The organism is Novosphingobium soli, from assembly GCF_042432915.1.
Classification (GTDB): Bacteria; Pseudomonadota; Alphaproteobacteria; order Sphingomonadales; family Sphingomonadaceae; genus Novosphingobium; species Novosphingobium soli.
This window is the reverse complement of the sequence record NZ_JBHLWK010000008.1, coordinates 156880-173201: the sequence shown is the minus strand read 5'-3', so window position 1 is coordinate 173201 and position 16322 is coordinate 156880. Positions and strand designations below refer to the sequence as shown.

Genomic DNA, 16322 nt, shown 5'->3' with positions numbered 1-16322 from the left:
GCGGCTATGCTTCAGCCTAAGATGATCACGCTCTAGCGCGGCGTTAGCGCCGTGTTAGCGCCACATCAGCGCGACATCAGCGCCGGGGCTCAGGCTGCGTCTCTCAGGGCGTCCCCGGCGGCCTGGCTCATGATCTGGTCGAGGCTCACCGGCCCCCAGCCCAACTCCGCTACGGTGACACAGACGAAGCCGCGGCGGCGCCAGTCGCCGCGCGCGCGGCCGTGCAGGACCATGCGCTCCTCTTCGCCCGCCGCGCCGGGATGCGCGAGCAAGGTGACGAGGCCATGCTCGGTGTCCAGCCGGCGCATCTCGCAGACGCTGGCGTAGCGGCGCGTCGCGAGGCAGTTCCACGCCGGCGGGTCGCCCGCAGCACGCACCAGGTGCTTCGATCCGGGAAGCCCTGCGAGGTGGACGGCATTGCCCACGTTGCCGAGGATCCAGACGCTGTCCTCGGGCGCGACGCGGGCGCGCCATGTCTCGCAGATGCGGCGGGTGCGCTCGGCGGTATCGGCGAAGCCGTGCGGGTGCGCGTGGCGTGTCCGCTCTCCGCCGTCGAACTGCAGGTCCGCCACGAAATGGATCGCCATCGCCTTCTCCCCGGGATCGGCCTCGTGCCGCTCCTGTAGAGGTTTCAACGACTTGGCATGCAGACTCGTTCCCGGCGACGGACAACGGCCACGGACAAGGGCGACGGACAACGGCGGCGCATCGCGCGTGCAGCAAAAAGGGTGGAGGCAGCCTTGGCTCCCTCCACCCTTGCTCGGTCCTTGCGGACGGTCTCAGTAGGTCGACGGCGGATCGCTAGCGGGGAAGCTCTCGTCGATCGCCTCGTCGGTCTTGCTCCAGGTCTTGGGCGGAGTGGTCATGTGCTCCGGCCCGGAATCCCGCACGGGAGCGGGGCCGCTGGCGAAGGCCGCCTTCTGCTTTTCCTGGGTCGCGTACTTGTAGAGCGCGTAGCCGACCGCACCGGCGGCCGCCAACTTGATCAGGCCCATGTCGATTCTCCTCTCGGCAATTCGAGAGCAGCAACGCGCCATGGGGCCCTCTGGTTTCTGGCTGCCGTCAATCCCCGCCGACGCGTTCAATCTGCGCGCCCACGAGTGCCAGCTTCTCCTCCAGCCGCTCGTAGCCGCGGTCCAGGTGATAGAGCCGGTGAACCTGCGTCTGGCCTTCGGCGGCAAGCCCGGCGATGACCAGGCTCATCGAGGCGCGCAGGTCGGTGGCCATGACGTCGGCGCCGGTCAGGCTGGGCACGCCGTGGACGATGGCGGTGCGGCCCTTGGTCTCGATGCGCGCGCCCATCCGGTTGAGTTCGGGAACGTGCATGTAGCGGTTCTCGAAGATCGTCTCGGTGAGGACGCTGGAGCCCTCGGCACGGCACAGCAGCGCCATGAGTTGCGCCTGCATGTCGGTGGCGAAGCCGGGATAGGGCGCGGTGGAGAGGGTCACGGGCCGCAGCTTGCCGTTGGCCCCGACGTGGAGCCCCTCGGCGGTGGGCTCGACATGGACTCCAGCATCGCGCAGGGCCTGGACGGTTGCCTCCATGTCCTCGATCCTGGCGCCCTTCAGGGTCACCTCGCCGCCGGTGATCGCGGCGGCGCAGGCGTAGGAGCCCGCCTCGATGCGGTCGGGCATCACCATGTAGGTGGCGCCGTGAAGGCGGGCGACGCCGTGGATCGTCAGGTCGCTGGTGCCGATCCCCTCGATCTGCGCGCCCATCGCGACCAGCAGGTTGCACAAGTCGACGATCTCCGGCTCGCGCGCGGCGTTGTGGAGCGTGGACTTGCCCTTGCACAGCACCGCGGTCATCAGCGCATTCTCGGTCGCGCCGACCGAGACCACCGGGAAGGAGTAGCGCCCGCCCGGCAGGCCGCCGTCGGGGGCGATGGCCCTGACGTAGCCGGCGGCCAGCTCGATCGTCGCCCCCAGCGCTTCCAGCACCTTCAGGTGCAGGTCGATCGGGCGGTTGCCGATGGCGCAGCCGCCGGGCAGCGACACCGTGGCCTCTCCGGTGCGCGCCAGCATCGGGCCGAGCACCAGGATCGAGGCGCGCATCTTGCGTACCAGGTCATAAGGCGCGACCGAGCTGGTGATGCGGGTCGCCTGGAGCGTCATCACGCGGCCGAAGTCCTCGGGGCGCGAGCCGGCGATGGCGGTGGACACGCCGAACTGGTTCATCAGGTGCTGGAAGCCGTCGATGTCGGCCAGCCGCGGCAGGTTGCGCAGCGTCAGCGGCTCGTCGGTGAGCAGCGCGCAGGGCAGAAGGGTGAGAGCCGCGTTCTTGGCGCCGGAAACGGGAATGGTGCCGGCAAGACGCTTGCCGCCTTCGATGATGATCTTGTCCATCCGCCCGCTTTAGCGCCAAACGCGCGGCGGGCAACGGGAGGGCCCGCGATTCACGGCGGAATAAAGGCCCCTCGCCTGGACGGGGCCGTGTTGCGCTCCGCGCACTTACGCGCTTTAACTGCATTGCAACATGAACGAGGCATGATCCGGACCCATGAGCGAAAACACTTTCCGCAAGCCCGTCCGCAAGGCCGTCTTCCCCGTCGCGGGGCTCGGCACGCGTTTCCTGCCCGCCACCAAGGCGATCCCGAAGGAGCTCCTGCCGGTCGTCGACCGCCCGCTGATCCAGTACGCCGTCGACGAGGCGCGCGAGGCGGGGATCGAGGAGTTCGTCTTCGTCACCGGCCGCGGCAAGACCGCGATCGTCGAGCATTTCGACACCGCCTACGAGCTGGAAGCGACGATGACCGGCCGCGGCAAGTCGCTCGATCCGCTCGAGCCGACGCGGATCCAGCCGGGCAACCTCGTCACCGTGCGTCAGCAGGTGCCGCTCGGCCTGGGCCATGCGGTCTGGTGCGCGCGCGCGGTGGTAGGCAACGAGCCCTTCGCGATCTTCCTGCCCGACGAGCTCATGTACGGCTCGCCCGGCTGCATGAAGCAGATGGTGGAGGCCTACGAAGAAGTCGGCGGCAACCTCGTCTCGGTGCTGGAAGTGCCGATGGAGGAAGTCTCCAGCTACGGCGTGATCGCGCCGGGCGAGAGCCGCGGCGCGCTGACCGAGGTCAAGGGCCTGGTCGAGAAGCCGAAGGTGGCCGAGGCGCCCTCGAACAAGATCGTCTCCGGCCGCTACATCCTGCAGCCGGAAGTCATGGGCCTGCTCGAAACGCAGGGCAAGGGCGCCGGCGGCGAGATCCAGCTGACCGACTCGATGGCCAAGCTGATCGGGCAGCAGCCGTTCCACGCCGTCACCTTCGCGGGCCGCCGCTTCGACTGCGGCTCGAAGCTCGGCTTCGTCGAGGCGACGCTCGCCATCGCGCTCGACCGTCCGGACCTTGGGGACGAGGTGCGGGCCATGGCGAAGGCGATGCTCGGCTGATCCAGCCCACCCCGCGGGAGTTCAGGGAGCGCGCTGCCGGAAGGCGGCGCGCTTCTTTTTTGCGGTTCCTGGGATCGCGCGCGCGACGGCGGGGGCTTCGACAAGCTCAGGCCGGGCGAAATTGGGGGGCACGGCGACGGTCGCAAAACACGAGCACGCTCTCGACCCGCTCAGCCTGAGCTCGTCGAAGGCCCCGTGGCGGTGCGCGTCAGGCTACTGCCGGACCGGATCCGTCAGGCGCGCCATGATCGCGGCGACGTAGAGCTTCGTCTCGCGGATGTTGGGGATGCCGCCCGCCTTCGTCACCCGGGCGGGGCCCGCGTTGTAGGCCGCAAGCGCCTTCTCGATGTCGCCGCCGAACGCGTCGAGCTGCATGCGCAGGTAACGCGCGCCGCCTTCGAGGTTCGCCATCGGGTCGCCGGAATTGACGCCCATCTGCGCGGCCGTGCCGGGCATCAGCTGCGCGAGGCCCCGCGCTCCCACGGGCGAGACCGCGCGTTCGTTCCACCGGCTTTCCTGCCACACCACGGCCTCGAGCAGCGCGGGGCTGATGTCGTACTTGGCGGCAAGCTGGGCGACCCGCAGGCGCCAGCGGGTGGGCCCGGCCGCGTCGAGCGCGTGGGTGATCGACTGCGGGTGCAGGCCGGTGTCGACCTCCAGCGGAGTTTCTTCCACCTGTCCCGGCGCGGAGGCGAAGGTACTGCCGACGAACCCGACGCCCGAAGCGGCGTCGACCGGGGCGAGCTCTGCCGCACTGGGCACGGTCGCCGGGCCACCGGCCACCCACTCGGCGCCGGCATCGCCGATCTGCAGAACATCGGCCTGGGCAAGGCCCGGAAGCGCGGCGCAGGCCGCCGCGACAAGGCCACCAATTGTGCGGAGACGCTTCACCGATTCGTTTCCCTCACCATCGCCGGCCGCCATATCGCATCCCGGGCGTGCCCGGCAAGGAGCCGGAGCATTGCCCAGGATGCGAATGGAGAGGCGGCGGAGGAATCAATCCAGGCCCAGCGCGGTGCGGATCGAGCGCCAGGACAGCATCTTGAAGTTCTGTGCGCGAGGTGCGTTGTCGCCATCCTGCGCGACGAACAGCCCGTCCGGGAAGGCGGGCCCGAAGTCGCCCAGCAGCACCTCGATGCCGTCGGTCTCGCTGGTCCCCCCCAGCGTCCCGCCCTCGACGCGGAAGCGCCCGGCGAGCTTGCCGGAGGCCAGGTCGTAGAGGGCATAGGCGTTGTCGCCCTGGCTCGACGCCACCAGCCAGGCGCGGCCATCGGCCTGACGCGCGATGGCGAGCCCCTCGACGTCGTCGACCAGCCCGTCCGCCTCGCCCACCCGGGCGTAGGCCTGGGAGGCGAGCGCGGCGCCGGACAGCGGCACCTTCCAGATGCCGACGTCCTCTTCCGCGACGAAGAGCGTCCTCGTCGCGTCATCCACCACGCAGCCTTCGGACTGGGTGGCGAAGGTCACGTCGCGCAGGTGCTCGGCCGCGATCCGCCCGGCCTTTTCCACCAGCCGGCTTTCGGCGACGGTGCCGTCCTTGAGCACGACGTAGGCGCGCGCCAGCTCGCCGGCCGCGAGCGGGGCGCCCATGCAGAAGCCGTAGGCCTCGGCCGGGGCGTGGCCGGCCTTCAGGAAGGTCTCGGTTCCCAGCACGGTCAGCTTGCCCGTCGCGCCGTCCAGCGCGAACAGCGCGATGCGCGGCTCGGCCCGGTCGGTGCGGTCGCTCGCGCCCACCAGGATCCGCGTTGATCCGTCGGCCATGCGCACCTCGCGCAGGTCGGCGTTGTTCAGCGCCCCGGCGGGCGAGAAGTCGCGCACCTTGCCGTCGAGCCCATAGACGTAGAGCCCGGCCTTCTTGTCCGTGCCGAGCACCAGGCTGGCAGCGGGGTTCGCGGCGTTGCGCCAGATCGCCGGGTCGTCCGCGGCGTCGGCGTTGCCGGTGCCCACCGGAACCGTCTCGCCCCCGGCGGGGATGTCGACGGCGGGATAGCGGGGGCGAGGCGCGTCGGCCGTGGTCCCCGTCGTGGTGCAGGCGGAGAGCAGGAGCGCCGGGAGCAGGATCCCTGCCCCCTGGCGTGCCGCGACCTTCGCGATCTCGCGCGCGATCATCAGAAGGTCACCCGCGCGCCGAACTTCACGGTCGGGCCGTATTCCTCGTACTGCAGCACGCGCTTGGCGCCGCCGAGGTTCTGGTAGGCGAAGTACTTGGCGTTGTTCACGTTCACCCAGTCTGCGAAGAGGCGGATGTTCTCATTGACCTTGTACTTGGCCGAAAGATCAAGCTGGAAGTGCTGGTTGACGATGCGGTCCTCCTCGGCAGTGCCGCCGACCTCGTCGATGTACTTGTCGCGGAAGGTGCCGGCGGCGCGCAGCGAGATCGGCCCCTTCTCGTAGCCGAGGACGGCGTTGAAGGTGCTGTTCGAGGCGCTGGGAAGTGTGATGCGGCGGCGGATGTCGATGGGATCGCCGTTCGCGTCCTCGCCTTCCTCGAGCACGGTGCCCTTGGCGTAAGTGTAGGTGTAGTTCAGCTGCGTCAGCAGGCCGTCGAAGGGCGCCGGCAGCATCGAGAAGACCTGGCTGAAGCCGACTTCGACACCGGCGATCTCGGCCTTGTCACCGTTCATCGGGCGGGTGACCTGGTCGTACTCGACCCCGTCGACCACCGCGCCGTCGCGCAGCACCTGCTCGTAGGTGTAGTCCTTCACCGACTTGTAGAAGCCGCCCACCGAAAGCGCGCCGTTGTTCGAGAAGTAGTATTCGAACCCGGCGTCGAAGTTCCAGGCCTGGTAGGGCTTGAGGTCCGGGTTGCCGAACTCGGCCTCGTTGTCCTCGTTCACGGTGTAGCGCGGGGCCAGCTGCGAGAACTTGGGGCGCACCACCGTCTTGTAGCCGGCGAGGCGCGCGACGAGGTTCTGCTGCGGGCTGTAGCGCACGGTCAGGCTGGGCAGCCAGTTGGTGTAGCTGCGCTTGTACTGCACGGGCTCGACGAAGAACTCTTCCTCTTCCTCGAGATCGGTGACGAGGTTGCCGTTCAGCGTGTTGCGGGTGTGCTCCATCCGCACGCCGCCGATGACACGCAGCGTCGAGCTGTCCCACCGGGCCAGCGCGTAGCCGGCGATGATGTCTTCCTTGACCGAGTAATCGTCGGTCGCCGAGGCAAGGCCGCTCTCGTAGGGATTGACCTCGAAGGCGTCCGGGTTGGCGTCCAGGAAGTCGCGCGGGCCGGTCTTGTTGGAGACCGGTCCCATGTCGACCAGGCGGTACGTCTGCTGGCCCAGCACGTCGGCAAGCGTGTAGTCCGCGCCATCCGCCAGATCGAGATAGGTCATGTTGAAGTCGTACGACTTCTTGCGCCAGCGGGCCTTGGCGCCGGCCTGGACCGTGAAGTCCCCGTCGGTGCCGGCGAAAGTGCGCGCGAGGTCGGCCTTGAGCGCCCATTCCTCGTCCTGGCTGTCGGACAGCGCGGTCAGCTCGGTCTTGTCGAACTCGTATTCCGACGCATCGTTGAAGCTGTCGGCGCCTTCGCTGACCGAGTAGGTCGGGTAGTAGCTCCGGCTGTTGTCGATGGCGACCACGGTGCCGTCGCGGAAGCGCGCGCGGAACGAGGTCGGGTCGATCGAGCCGTTCTCGTACTCGGTCGACTTGGCGTAGCTGCCCTGCCAGTTGAACTTCCAGGTGCCGGTGTCGGTGTCGCTGCCGATCGCGACCGAGCGGATGCGCTGGCGCTCGAAGCGGTCCTTGAGGTCGCGCTCGACGGTGATGCGCTCGTCCGACCCGTCGAAGCTCGCCGTGTCGCCGGAGATCGCGCTCGGGCCGTCGTCCTCGAAGTCGCCGAAATCGAGCGTGGTGCGGCGACGGTATTCCTGGTCGTCGAACTGCGCCCAGTTGCCGCGCACGTAGGCCTTGGTGGTGTCGGACACGCGCCAGTCGAACGACAGCGCCGCGTTGATGCGGGTGCGCTCGACGTCGTAGTCGCGGTACTCGACCGAGTCGGCCCAGACGCCGTCGTCGTTCTGGTGCCAGCCGCCGGTCTCGACGTTGTCGGTCTCGAACTTGCGCTTGTAGTAGCTGACCGATCCGGCCACGCCGAAGTCTTCGCCGATCTTCTGGGTGAAGTCGAAGGCGCCCTTCGGGGTCACCTTGCCCGAATAGTCGTTCCAGCTGCCCTCGGCGCTGACGTTGTAGCGGTTGTTCTTGGCATCGAAGGCGCTGGTCGTGTTGATCTCGACCGAGGCGCCGATGAAGTCGCCGTCCATGTCGGGGGTGAAGCTCTTCTTCACCTCGATCGATTCGATGGTGTCGGACGAGATCACGTCGAGCGCGACCGAGCGCGTGTCGGCTTCGGGGGCGGGCAGGCGCACGCCATTCACCGAAGTGCCGTTGAGGTCGGGATCGAGGCCGCGGACCGAGACGAAGCGGCCTTCACCCTGGTCGTTGAGGATGTTGAGGCCGGGCAGTCGGCGCAGCGACTCGGCGACGTTCTGGTCGGGGAACTGGCCGACCGCGTCGCGGGTCAGGACCGATTCGACGCCGTCCGCGGCCTTCTGGCGCGACAGCGCGCTGGTCAGGTTCGCGGTCTGGCCGGTGACGAGGATGTCGCCGCCGCCGATCGCGTCGAGGTTGAAGTCGCCGGCGATGCGCCCGGTCGCGGGGACGGTCACGGTCTGCGTGGTGACCTCGGCACCGACGTAGCGGGCCTCCAGCGTGTAGGTGCCGGCCGGCACGTCGCCGAACACGAAGCGACCCGCACGATCCGTCTCCGCCGTGCGGTTGAGCTCGACGATGCGGACGGTGGCGGACTGCAGGCCCCGCGTGCCGGTGGCATCGTTGACGTGGCCCGCCACTTCGCCCGCATGGGCGATGGTGGTGAACGAGGCCGAGGCGAGCAGCCCGGCGACGAGCTGGAGCGAACGGTTCATGGCTGAGGGTTCCCTGATGAGACGTTATGTCTGTCCGGGCGGCCCCTAGGAGCGTTCGATGACGCTCCGGTGATGATCCGATGACGGTTCGGTGACACGTGCCGCAGCGCAGCAAGGCGCACCGCGGCGCGGTTGCGTGCATCATCCTGATCGTGGGGGAGAATGGTGCTGCTGGGGAGGATTGAACTCCCGACCTCACCCTTACCAAGGGTGCGCTCTACCACTGAGCTACAGCAGCGCCGGTTGCGCCCGGAGATCCGGGGCAGGGGCGCGCTATTGTCCGCGACCGGGCCGATTGTCAAGCACGGCTTGCGCTTTGTTGCCGGCGGCGGCATGGCCGGCGGCATGAGCCAGGATCGATCCGGGAGCCGCGGGCCAGCCGAAGGCGCGGAAAAGCTGACGCGCGAGGAGCGGCTGGCGGCCAAGCTGCGCGAGAACCTGCGTCGCCGCAAGGTGCAGGCGCGGGCGCTCACGGCGGGTGCCGCGCCGGCCTCGCCCCCGCCCGGCGATGACGAATCGGTCAGGCTTCCCAAATCGCCGCCGGAAAGCTAGGGCCTCCCGCGGCCGCACACGTCCGGTCCTGACAGATAAGGGAGCTACGCCTTGCCTCGCCTGATCCTTCTCCGCCACGGCCAGAGCCAGTGGAACCTCGAGAACCGCTTCACCGGCTGGTGGGACGTCGACGTCACCGAGAAGGGCGAGGCCGAGGCCCGCGCCGCGGGCACGCTGCTGAAGGACAAGGGCATGCTGCCCGACGTCGCCTTCACCTCGGTGCAGACGCGCGCCATCAAGACCCTGCACTTCGCGCTCGAGGCCGCCGGCATCCTGTGGATCCCCGAGACCAAGGACTGGCGCCTGAACGAGCGTCACTACGGCGGCCTCACCGGCCTCGACAAGGCCGAGACGGCGGCCAAGCACGGCGAGGACCAGGTCAAGATCTGGCGCCGCAGCTTCGACACGCCGCCGCCGCTGCTGGAGCGCGGCAGCACCTTCGACCTCTCGGCCGATGCGCGCTATGCCGGCATCGACGTGCCCATGACCGAGAGCCTGAAGGACACCATCGCGCGCGTCCTGCCCTACTACGAAGGTTCGATCGTGCCGCACCTCCATGCCGGCTCGACGGTGCTGGTCGCGGCGCACGGCAACTCGCTGCGGGCGCTGGTCAAGCACCTCTCGAACATCTCGGACGAGGAGATCACGGGCCTCGAGATCCCGACCGGCCAGCCGATCGTCTACGAGCTGTCCGACGATCTCGCCGTGCTCGACCGCTACTACCTCTCGGAGCGCTGAGCGATGGCCGAGGCCGAGCGCGGCGTTCCCGTCGCCATCGTCATGGGCAGCCAGTCCGACTGGCCGACCATGAGCAAGGCCGCCGAGATGCTCGACCGGCTGGGCGTGGCCTACGACGCGCGGGTGGTTTCGGCGCACCGGACCCCGGACCGGCTGGTCGCCTTCGCCAAGGGTGCCGAGGCGGAGGGCTTCAAGGTGATCGTCGCCGGGGCCGGCGGCGCGGCCCACCTGCCCGGCATGGTCGCCTCGATGACGCACCTGCCGGTCCTCGGCGTGCCGGTGCAGAGCCGGGCCCTGTCGGGCCAGGACAGCCTGCTCTCGATCGTGCAGATGCCGGCCGGGATCCCGGTCGGCACGCTGGCGATCGGCGAGGCGGGCGCCGCCAATGCCGGCCTGCTCGCCGCCGCCATCCTGGCGACCGGCGACGAGGGGCTCGCCGGGCGGCTCAAGGACTTCCGCGCGGCGCAGACCGCGGGCGTGGCGGAAAGGCCGGTCTGACCGGCTCCGCTCGCGGGAGATGGGCTTCGACAGGCCGGCGTGCGCGGGCCTGAGATTGTGAACTGGAACAAGGTCCGCTCGCCCCGAGCTTGGCGAAGGGCGCGGGCGCAAGGCAGGCGTAAAGGCGTGATGATCCCTCCCGGCGAAACCATCGGCATCCTCGGCGGCGGCCAGCTCGGCCGGATGATCGCGGTCGCGGCGGCACAGCTCGGCTACCGCTGCCACGTCTACGCGCCCGAAGCGGATTCGATCGCCGCCGACGTCTGCGCGCAATTCACCTGCGCCGCCTGGGACGATGCCGAAGCCATGGCCGCCTTCGCCGCCGACTGCGCGGTCATCACCTACGAGTTCGAGAACGTCCCGGTGGGCCCGCTCGGCGCCATCGACGCGGCGAAGCTCGCACCCCACCCGCGCGCGCTGGAGACGGCGCAGGACCGGCTGAGCGAGAAGCGCTTCGTCGCGGGGCTGGGCGGCACTCCGGCCCCCTTCGCCGCGGTCGACGACGCGGCCGGCCTCGCCGCCGCGGTGGAAGCGATCGGCACGCCCGGCATCCTCAAGACCCGGCGCGACGGCTACGACGGCAAGGGCCAGTGGCGCATCATGGCGCCAGCCGACGCCGAGGGGCTCGACCTCCCGCCGGTGCCGCTGATCTACGAGGGCTTCGTCAGGTTCTCCGCCGAGTTCTCGGTGATCCTGTGCCGCGGCGCGGACGGCGACATCCGCTTCTTCGATTCCGCGCACAACGTCCACGAGAGCGGCATCCTCGACACCAGCACCCTGCCCGCCCCCGATGCGGTGGTGGCGCAGGTCCCTGCCGCCCGCGGGCTGGCCGGCCAGGTGGCCGAGGCGCTCGGCTACGTCGGCGTGCTCACCCTGGAATTCTTCGCCACCGAGGCGGGCCCCGTGTTCAACGAGATGGCGCCGCGCGTCCACAACTCGGGGCACTGGACCATCGAGGGCGCGGTGACCAGCCAGTTCGAGAACCACGTGCGCGCCATCTGCGGCTTGCCGCTGGGCGGCACCGGGCTCGCCGCCAAGGGCGTGCAGATGCGCAACCTGATCGGAGACGAGGCGCACGACTGGCCGGCGATCCTGGCCGATCCCGCCAACCACCTGCACCTCTACGGCAAGGCGGCGGCGCGGCCCGGGCGCAAGATGGGCCACGTCACACGACTGATGCTGGATTGATGGCGCAGGACATCTTCCTCATCTACGCCCGCGCGGCCAACGGGGTGATCGGCCGCGACGGCACCCTGCCCTGGCGCTTGCCGGCCGACCTGCGGCACTTCAAGGCGCTGACCATGGGCAAGCCGATGGTGATGGGCCGCAAGACCTTTCAGAGCTTTCCGGCGCCGCTGCCGGGCCGGCGGCACATCGTCCTCACCCGCGACGCCGGCTGGGGCGCCGACGGGGCCGAAGTCGCCCGCAGCGTGGAGGACGCGCTCGCGCTGGCGGGGGATGGGGACGTCGCGGTGATCGGCGGGGCGGAGATCAACGCGCTGTTCCTTCCGCTCGCCCAGCGGGTCGAGCTCACCGAGATCCACGAGGCCTACCCCGGCGACACGGTCATGCCCCCGCTCGGCCCCGAGTGGCGCGAGACGGCGCGCGCGGAGCATGCGGGGCAGGGCGCGTTCCCGGCGCATGCTTTCGTGACGCTTCGGCGCGCCCTATAGCCGCCGCACCGATGATTCGCCTCGACAACCGCCAGCCCGTTCCCGATTCGCTGCGCGGCGCCGTGCTGGCGCTGGGCAACTTCGACGGGTTTCACCAAGGGCACCAGGCCGTGGTCGGCGAAGCCATCGCCTGGGCCCGGTCGCAAGGGCGCCCGGCGATCGTCGCCACCTTCGACCCGCATCCGGTCCGCCACTTCAAGCCCGATGCCGAGCCCTTCCGCCTCACCACCCTGGACCAGCGGCAGGAACTGTTCGGGGCGGCCGGGGCCGACGCCATGCTGGTGCTGCACTTCGACACCGCGCTGGCGGCGATGCCCGCGGCGGCCTGGGTGGAGGAGATGCTGGTCGGCCAACTGCGCGCCGCCGGCGTCGTCACCGGCGAGGACTTCACCTTCGGCCGGGCGCGCGGCGGCAACCCGCAGGTCCTGCGCGAGATCGGCGCGCGGCACGGGCTGGAAGGCCGCACCGTCGGGCCGGTCAGCGACGCCGGCGCGACCGTCTCGTCCAGCCGCATCCGCGAGGCGCTCAAGGGTGGCGACTGCCAGGCCGCGGCGCGCCTGCTGACCCGCCCCTTCGCGATCCGCGGCCGCGTCCAGCATGGCGACAAGCTGGGCCGCACCATCGGCTATCCCACCGCCAACCTGGACATGGGCACCTACCTGCGCCCGCTCTACGGCATCTATGCGGTGACGGGGCGCATGCCCGACGGACGCGTGCTGAAGGGCGCGGCCAACATCGGCATCCGCCCCACCTTCGATCCGCCCAAGGAACTGCTCGAGCCGCACTTCTTCGACTTCGCCGGAGACCTCTACGGACAGGAGATCGAGGTGGCGTTTCACCATTTCCTGCGGCCGGAGGCGAAGTTCGATTCGCTCGACGCGCTGATCGCGCAGATGGACCGCGACTGCGAGCGGGCGAGGGACCTGCTCGCCGGCATGTAGCCCGCCAGGCCAATCGCCGGACTTCCAACAAACCCGCAATTGCTCTAGTGCGCGTGCCGTCATGACCGAACAGCGCGACTATCGTAGCACCGTCTTCCTGCCGAAGACCGATTTCCCCATGAAGGCCGGGCTCCCGCAGAAGGAGCCGGGCATCCTTGCGCGCTGGCAGGCGGAACAGATCTACGCAAAGACCCGCGAGGCGCGTCGTGGCCGCGAGAAGTTCGTGCTGCACGATGGCCCGCCCTACGCCAACGGCGACATGCACATCGGCCACGCGCTCAACCACATCCTCAAGGACATGGTGGTGCGCACCCAGACGCTGCTGGGCAAGGACGCGCCCTACGTGCCCGGCTGGGACTGCCACGGCCTGCCGATCGAGTGGAAGGTCGAGGAAGAGTACCGCAAGAAGAAGAAGAACAAGGACGAGGTTCCGGCCGAGGAATTCCGCGCCGAATGCCGCGCCTATGCGCAAGGGTGGGTGAACGTCCAGCGCGAGCAGCTCAAGCGCCTCGGTATCAACGGCGACTGGGACAACCCGTACCTGACGATGGACTTCCAGGCCGAGGCCACCATCGTCGGCGAACTGCTGAAGTTCGCGGAGAACGGCATGCTCTATCGCGGCGCCAAGCCGGTGATGTGGTCGCCGGTGGAGAAGACGGCGCTCGCCGAAGCCGAGGTGGAGTACGAGGACATCACCTCGACCCAGATCGACGTGGCGTTCGAAATCGTTGAATCCAAGGTGCCGGAACTGGTCGGCGCCCATGCGGTGATCTGGACGACGACGCCGTGGACGATCCCGGTGAACCAGGCCTTGGCTTATGGGCCTGAGGTTGAGTATTCTTTGGTAGATTGCTGGCTTTCCGTTGGCCCGGACGACATCGAAAGTGGAGCAGGTTTAGCGCGCGCTTGTGAAGCAGCTCCTTGGTTCTACGACCGCCAGCGCTTCCTAATCGCTACGGAATTGCTCCCTGCATTTACCGCTCGGCTTAATTCGCAACTGAAGGGCATCGACGTTTCGGATCTGGGCATTGAGCGTTTGTCGTTCGTCCTTGATCCGGCTTCGGGCGAAGATGGCGCGTCAGTCAGAAACTCCTTCAAGGGCTCCGACCTCGCCGGCACCATCGCGCGGCACCCGATGCATGCGCTCGGCGGCTTCTTTGCCGAGCCGCGTCCGCTGCTGGCTGGCGATTTCGTCACGACCGACAGCGGCACCGGCCTCGTCCACATGGCGCCCGATCATGGCGAGGACGATTTCGAGCTGTGCAAGGCCCACGGCATCAACCCCAAGTTCGTGGTCGAGGCCGACGGCAAGTACCGTGCCGACTGGCCGTGGCTGGCCGGGCAGGGCTCGGTCATCAACCCCAAGTTCAACGCGCCCGACGGCCCGATCTGCTCGGACCTGCGCGAAGCGGGCGCGCTGCTGGCCGCCTCGGCGGACTACAAGCACTCCTACCCGCACTCGTGGCGCTCCAAGGCCAAGGTGATCTACCGCTGCACGCCGCAGTGGTTCGTGCCGATGGACAAGGTGATGACGCATATCTCGCCCAAGTCCGCCGCCGACCGGCGCTGGGAGAGCGAGGGCGGTGCCATCGACCCCAAGGAGGAGCACCTCTCCGATGCGCCCACGCTGCGGCAGGCCGCGCTGGCGGCGATCGCGGATACCCGCTTCGTGCCCGACAAGGGCCGCAACCGCATCGGCGCGATGGTCGAAGGTCGCCCCGACTGGGTGCTCTCGCGCCAGCGCGCGTGGGGCGTGCCGATCACGCTGTTCGTGAACCGCAAGACCGGCGAATACCTCGTCGACGAGGCGGTGAACGACCGCATCCGCGCCGCGATCCTCGCGCACGGCGTCGATGGCTGGTCGGACGAGGCCGCGCAGGACCTGCTCGGCAACGAATACAAGGCCGAGGACTACGAGCGCGTCGCCGACATCCTCGACGTGTGGTTCGATTCGGGCTCCACCCATGCCTTCGTGCTCGAATCGGGCCGCTGGCCCGACCTGCTGCGCCCCGAAGGCTACACCGGCCCCAAGGCCGACCTCTACCTCGAAGGTTCCGACCAGCACCGCGGCTGGTTCCAGTCCTCGCTGCTGGAAGCCTGCGCCACTCGCGGCCATGCGCCTTACAAGGCGATCCTCACCCACGGCTTCACCATGGATGCCAAGGGCCTGAAGATGTCGAAGTCGCTGGGCAACACGATCAGCCCGCTCAAGGTCATGGAGACCAACGGCGCCGACATCATCCGCCTCTGGGCGCTTTCGGTGGACTACACCGAGGACCACCGGATCGGCGACGAGATCCTCAAGGGCGTGGCCGACCAGTACCGCAAGCTGCGCAACACGCTGCGCTACCTGCTGGGTGCGCTCGACGGGTTCGAGGATGCCGAGCGCGTCACCGTGGCCGAGATGCCCGAGCTGGAGCGCTACGTGCTCTCGCTGCTGGGCACGCTGGACAAGACCCTGCGCGCCGCGGTCGATGCCTTCGACTTCAACACCTACGTGCGGGTGCTGCTGGACTTCTGCAACGAGGACCTCTCGGCCTTCTTCTTCGACATCCGCAAGGACTGCCTCTACTGCGATGCGCCCACGGACCCGAAGCGCCGCGCCTATCGCACCGTGCTCGACCTGCTGTTCCATGCGCTGGTGCGCTACGCGGCGCCGGTGATCGTCTTCACCGCCGAGGAGACCTGGGGCTCGCGCTATCCCGAGGGCGGCAGCGTCCACCTGCTCGAATGGCCGCAGATTCCCGAGGTCACGGCCGACGTGGCCAAGTGGCAGGAACTGCGGGTGCTGCGCCAGCAGGTCACCGAGGCGATCGAGCCGCTGCGCCGCGACAAGGTCATCGGCTCAAGCCTCGCCGCACAGGTCACGGTGCCCGCCTCCGCGCCCGAGGCGGATCTCGCCGAACTGTTCATCACCGGGACAGTGACGCGCGGGCAGGGCGCCGAGGGTATGGACAGCGTGCGCGTCACCCCCTCTCCCGACCACAAGTGCGGCCGCTGCTGGCGCCACCTGCCCGAAGTGGCGGAGGACGGCGACCTGTGCGACCGCTGCGAGGACGTGGTGGACGTGCTGGAGGCCGGCGCGTGAGCCCCTGGGGCAAGCGCGGCCTGGGCCTGCTGGCGGCGCTCGCCGTCTTCGCGGTCGACCAGCTCATCAAGAACTGGGTCGTGCACGAGGTACACCTGGCGCACATCGGCCAGGTCTACGTCCTGCCGTTCTTCAACCTGACCTGGACGCAGAACTTCGGCGTTTCGCTGGGCCTGTTCACGGCCGGCTCGCCCGAGGGCCGCTGGGCGCTGGTGGCGATGACCGCGGCGATCGCCCTGTTCGTGCTCGTGTGGCTGCTGCGCGAACGCAAGCTGCCGGAGATCGGGGCGCTGGGCCTGGTGCTCGGGGGCGCCGCGGGGAACATCCTCGACCGCATCTCGGTAGGCTACGTGATCGACTATGCCGACCTCCACATCGGCGGCTGGCGGCCGTTCCTGATCTTCAATCTCGCCGATGCCGCCATCACCATCGGCGTCCTGATTATCCTTGCCCGAACCCTGCTTTCGCGCGACAAGCCCGATGCAGCGGCGGACCCTGTCCCCGAGACTCAAAAGAATGCGAGTTGAATTG

General features: G+C 69.0%; 15 protein-coding genes and 1 tRNA gene. 9 read left to right on the top strand and 7 right to left on the bottom strand.

Features of this window, described 5'->3' with window-relative positions:
* Positions 1 to 89: 89 nt before the first annotated feature.
* The 3 genes from ACFFJC_RS05390 to murA all read right to left on the bottom strand — a co-directional run bounded on the left by ACFFJC_RS05390 (position 90) and on the right by murA (position 2346).
* The gene (locus ACFFJC_RS05390) at positions 90 to 635 is read right to left on the bottom strand and encodes a metallophosphoesterase family protein (protein WP_379486465.1); all 546 of its coding nucleotides are present in this window, start codon (positions 633 to 635) and stop codon (positions 90 to 92) included.
* 144 nt (positions 636 to 779) lie between these two features.
* Positions 780 to 995: a hypothetical protein gene (locus ACFFJC_RS05385; protein ID WP_379486464.1), complete on the bottom strand. Its 216-nt coding sequence runs from the start codon at positions 993 to 995 to the stop codon at positions 780 to 782.
* A gap of 67 nt (positions 996 to 1062) precedes the next feature.
* On the bottom strand, positions 1063 to 2346 hold the full coding sequence (gene murA / locus ACFFJC_RS05380; RefSeq protein ID WP_379486463.1) for a UDP-N-acetylglucosamine 1-carboxyvinyltransferase: 1284 nt from the start codon (positions 2344 to 2346) through the stop codon (positions 1063 to 1065).
* Between the two features lie 154 nt (positions 2347 to 2500).
* On the opposite strand from murA, the gene ACFFJC_RS05375 reads away from it, so the two are divergent.
* Positions 2501 to 3382 (top strand): UTP--glucose-1-phosphate uridylyltransferase, encoded by an 882-nt coding sequence (locus ACFFJC_RS05375; RefSeq protein WP_379486462.1) that lies wholly within the window; start codon positions 2501 to 2503, stop codon positions 3380 to 3382.
* 213 nt (positions 3383 to 3595) lie between these two features.
* Here ACFFJC_RS05375 and ACFFJC_RS05370 read toward each other — a convergent pair whose 3' ends face one another.
* The 4 genes from ACFFJC_RS05370 to ACFFJC_RS05355 all read right to left on the bottom strand — a co-directional run bounded on the left by ACFFJC_RS05370 (position 3596) and on the right by ACFFJC_RS05355 (position 8539).
* Positions 3596 to 4306, bottom strand: coding sequence for a lytic transglycosylase domain-containing protein (locus ACFFJC_RS05370; protein WP_379486461.1), 711 nt, complete (start codon positions 4304 to 4306; stop codon positions 3596 to 3598).
* A 72-nt stretch (positions 4307 to 4378) separates the two neighbouring features.
* Positions 4379 to 5491 (bottom strand): phytase, encoded by a 1113-nt coding sequence (locus tag ACFFJC_RS05365; protein WP_379486460.1) that lies wholly within the window; start codon positions 5489 to 5491, stop codon positions 4379 to 4381.
* A complete protein-coding gene (locus tag ACFFJC_RS05360; protein ID WP_379486459.1) occupies positions 5491 to 8301 on the bottom strand; it encodes a TonB-dependent receptor in 2811 nt (936 codons plus the stop codon). Before ACFFJC_RS05360 ends, ACFFJC_RS05365 begins: the two co-directional genes overlap by 1 nt.
* Positions 8302 to 8464: 163 nt before the next feature.
* Positions 8465 to 8539 (bottom strand) — tRNA-Thr (locus ACFFJC_RS05355).
* 107 nt (positions 8540 to 8646) lie between these two features.
* On the opposite strand from ACFFJC_RS05355, the gene ACFFJC_RS05350 reads away from it, so the two are divergent.
* From ACFFJC_RS05350 to lspA, 8 genes are all read left to right on the top strand, one after another.
* On the top strand, positions 8647 to 8853 hold the full coding sequence (locus ACFFJC_RS05350) for a hypothetical protein (RefSeq protein WP_379486458.1): 207 nt from the start codon (positions 8647 to 8649) through the stop codon (positions 8851 to 8853).
* Between the two features lie 51 nt (positions 8854 to 8904).
* A complete protein-coding gene (gpmA, locus tag ACFFJC_RS05345) occupies positions 8905 to 9591 on the top strand; it encodes a 2,3-diphosphoglycerate-dependent phosphoglycerate mutase (RefSeq protein WP_379486457.1) in 687 nt (228 codons plus the stop codon).
* Positions 9592 to 9594: 3 nt separating this feature from the next.
* Positions 9595 to 10089 (top strand): 5-(carboxyamino)imidazole ribonucleotide mutase, encoded by a 495-nt coding sequence (gene purE / locus ACFFJC_RS05340; protein ID WP_379486456.1) that lies wholly within the window; start codon positions 9595 to 9597, stop codon positions 10087 to 10089.
* A gap of 129 nt (positions 10090 to 10218) precedes the next feature.
* Entirely contained in the window at positions 10219 to 11277 is a 1059-nt protein-coding gene (locus ACFFJC_RS05335) for a 5-(carboxyamino)imidazole ribonucleotide synthase (protein ID WP_379486475.1), read from the top strand.
* Entirely contained in the window at positions 11277 to 11762 is a 486-nt protein-coding gene (locus ACFFJC_RS05330; protein WP_379486455.1) for a dihydrofolate reductase, read from the top strand. Before ACFFJC_RS05335 ends, ACFFJC_RS05330 begins: the two co-directional genes overlap by 1 nt.
* An 11-nt stretch (positions 11763 to 11773) precedes the next feature.
* Positions 11774 to 12703: a bifunctional riboflavin kinase/FAD synthetase gene (locus tag ACFFJC_RS05325; RefSeq protein WP_379486454.1), complete on the top strand. Its 930-nt coding sequence runs from the start codon at positions 11774 to 11776 to the stop codon at positions 12701 to 12703.
* 61 nt (positions 12704 to 12764) lie between these two features.
* A complete protein-coding gene (locus ACFFJC_RS05320; protein ID WP_379486453.1) occupies positions 12765 to 15791 on the top strand; it encodes an isoleucine--tRNA ligase in 3027 nt (1008 codons plus the stop codon).
* Entirely contained in the window at positions 15788 to 16318 is a 531-nt protein-coding gene (gene lspA, locus ACFFJC_RS05315) for a signal peptidase II (RefSeq protein WP_379486452.1), read from the top strand. Before ACFFJC_RS05320 ends, lspA begins: the two co-directional genes overlap by 4 nt.
* Positions 16319 to 16322 lie beyond the last annotated feature (4 nt).

Bases quoted from the DNA above. Each gene is read 5' to 3' on its own strand.
- ACFFJC_RS05385 (WP_379486464.1), bottom strand. From the start codon at position 995: ATGGGCCTGATCAAGTTGGCGGCCGCCGGTGCGGTCGGCTACGCGCTC.
- murA (WP_379486463.1), bottom strand. From the start codon at position 2,346: ATGGACAAGATCATCATCGAAGGCGGCAAGCGTCTTGCCGGCACCATT.
- ACFFJC_RS05375 (WP_379486462.1), top strand. From the start codon at position 2,501: ATGAGCGAAAACACTTTCCGCAAGCCCGTCCGCAAGGCCGTCTTCCCC.
- ACFFJC_RS05370 (WP_379486461.1), bottom strand. From the start codon at position 4,306: ATGGCGGCCGGCGATGGTGAGGGAAACGAATCGGTGAAGCGTCTCCGC.
- ACFFJC_RS05365 (WP_379486460.1), bottom strand. From the start codon at position 5,491: ATGATCGCGCGCGAGATCGCGAAGGTCGCGGCACGCCAGGGGGCAGGG.
- ACFFJC_RS05360 (WP_379486459.1), bottom strand. From the start codon at position 8,301: ATGAACCGTTCGCTCCAGCTCGTCGCCGGGCTGCTCGCCTCGGCCTCG.
- ACFFJC_RS05350 (WP_379486458.1), top strand. From the start codon at position 8,647: ATGAGCCAGGATCGATCCGGGAGCCGCGGGCCAGCCGAAGGCGCGGAA.
- purE (WP_379486456.1), top strand. From the start codon at position 9,595: ATGGCCGAGGCCGAGCGCGGCGTTCCCGTCGCCATCGTCATGGGCAGC.
- ACFFJC_RS05335 (WP_379486475.1), top strand. From the start codon at position 10,219: ATGATCCCTCCCGGCGAAACCATCGGCATCCTCGGCGGCGGCCAGCTC.
- ACFFJC_RS05330 (WP_379486455.1), top strand. From the start codon at position 11,277: ATGGCGCAGGACATCTTCCTCATCTACGCCCGCGCGGCCAACGGGGTG.
- ACFFJC_RS05325 (WP_379486454.1), top strand. From the start codon at position 11,774: ATGATTCGCCTCGACAACCGCCAGCCCGTTCCCGATTCGCTGCGCGGC.
- ACFFJC_RS05320 (WP_379486453.1), top strand. From the start codon at position 12,765: ATGACCGAACAGCGCGACTATCGTAGCACCGTCTTCCTGCCGAAGACC.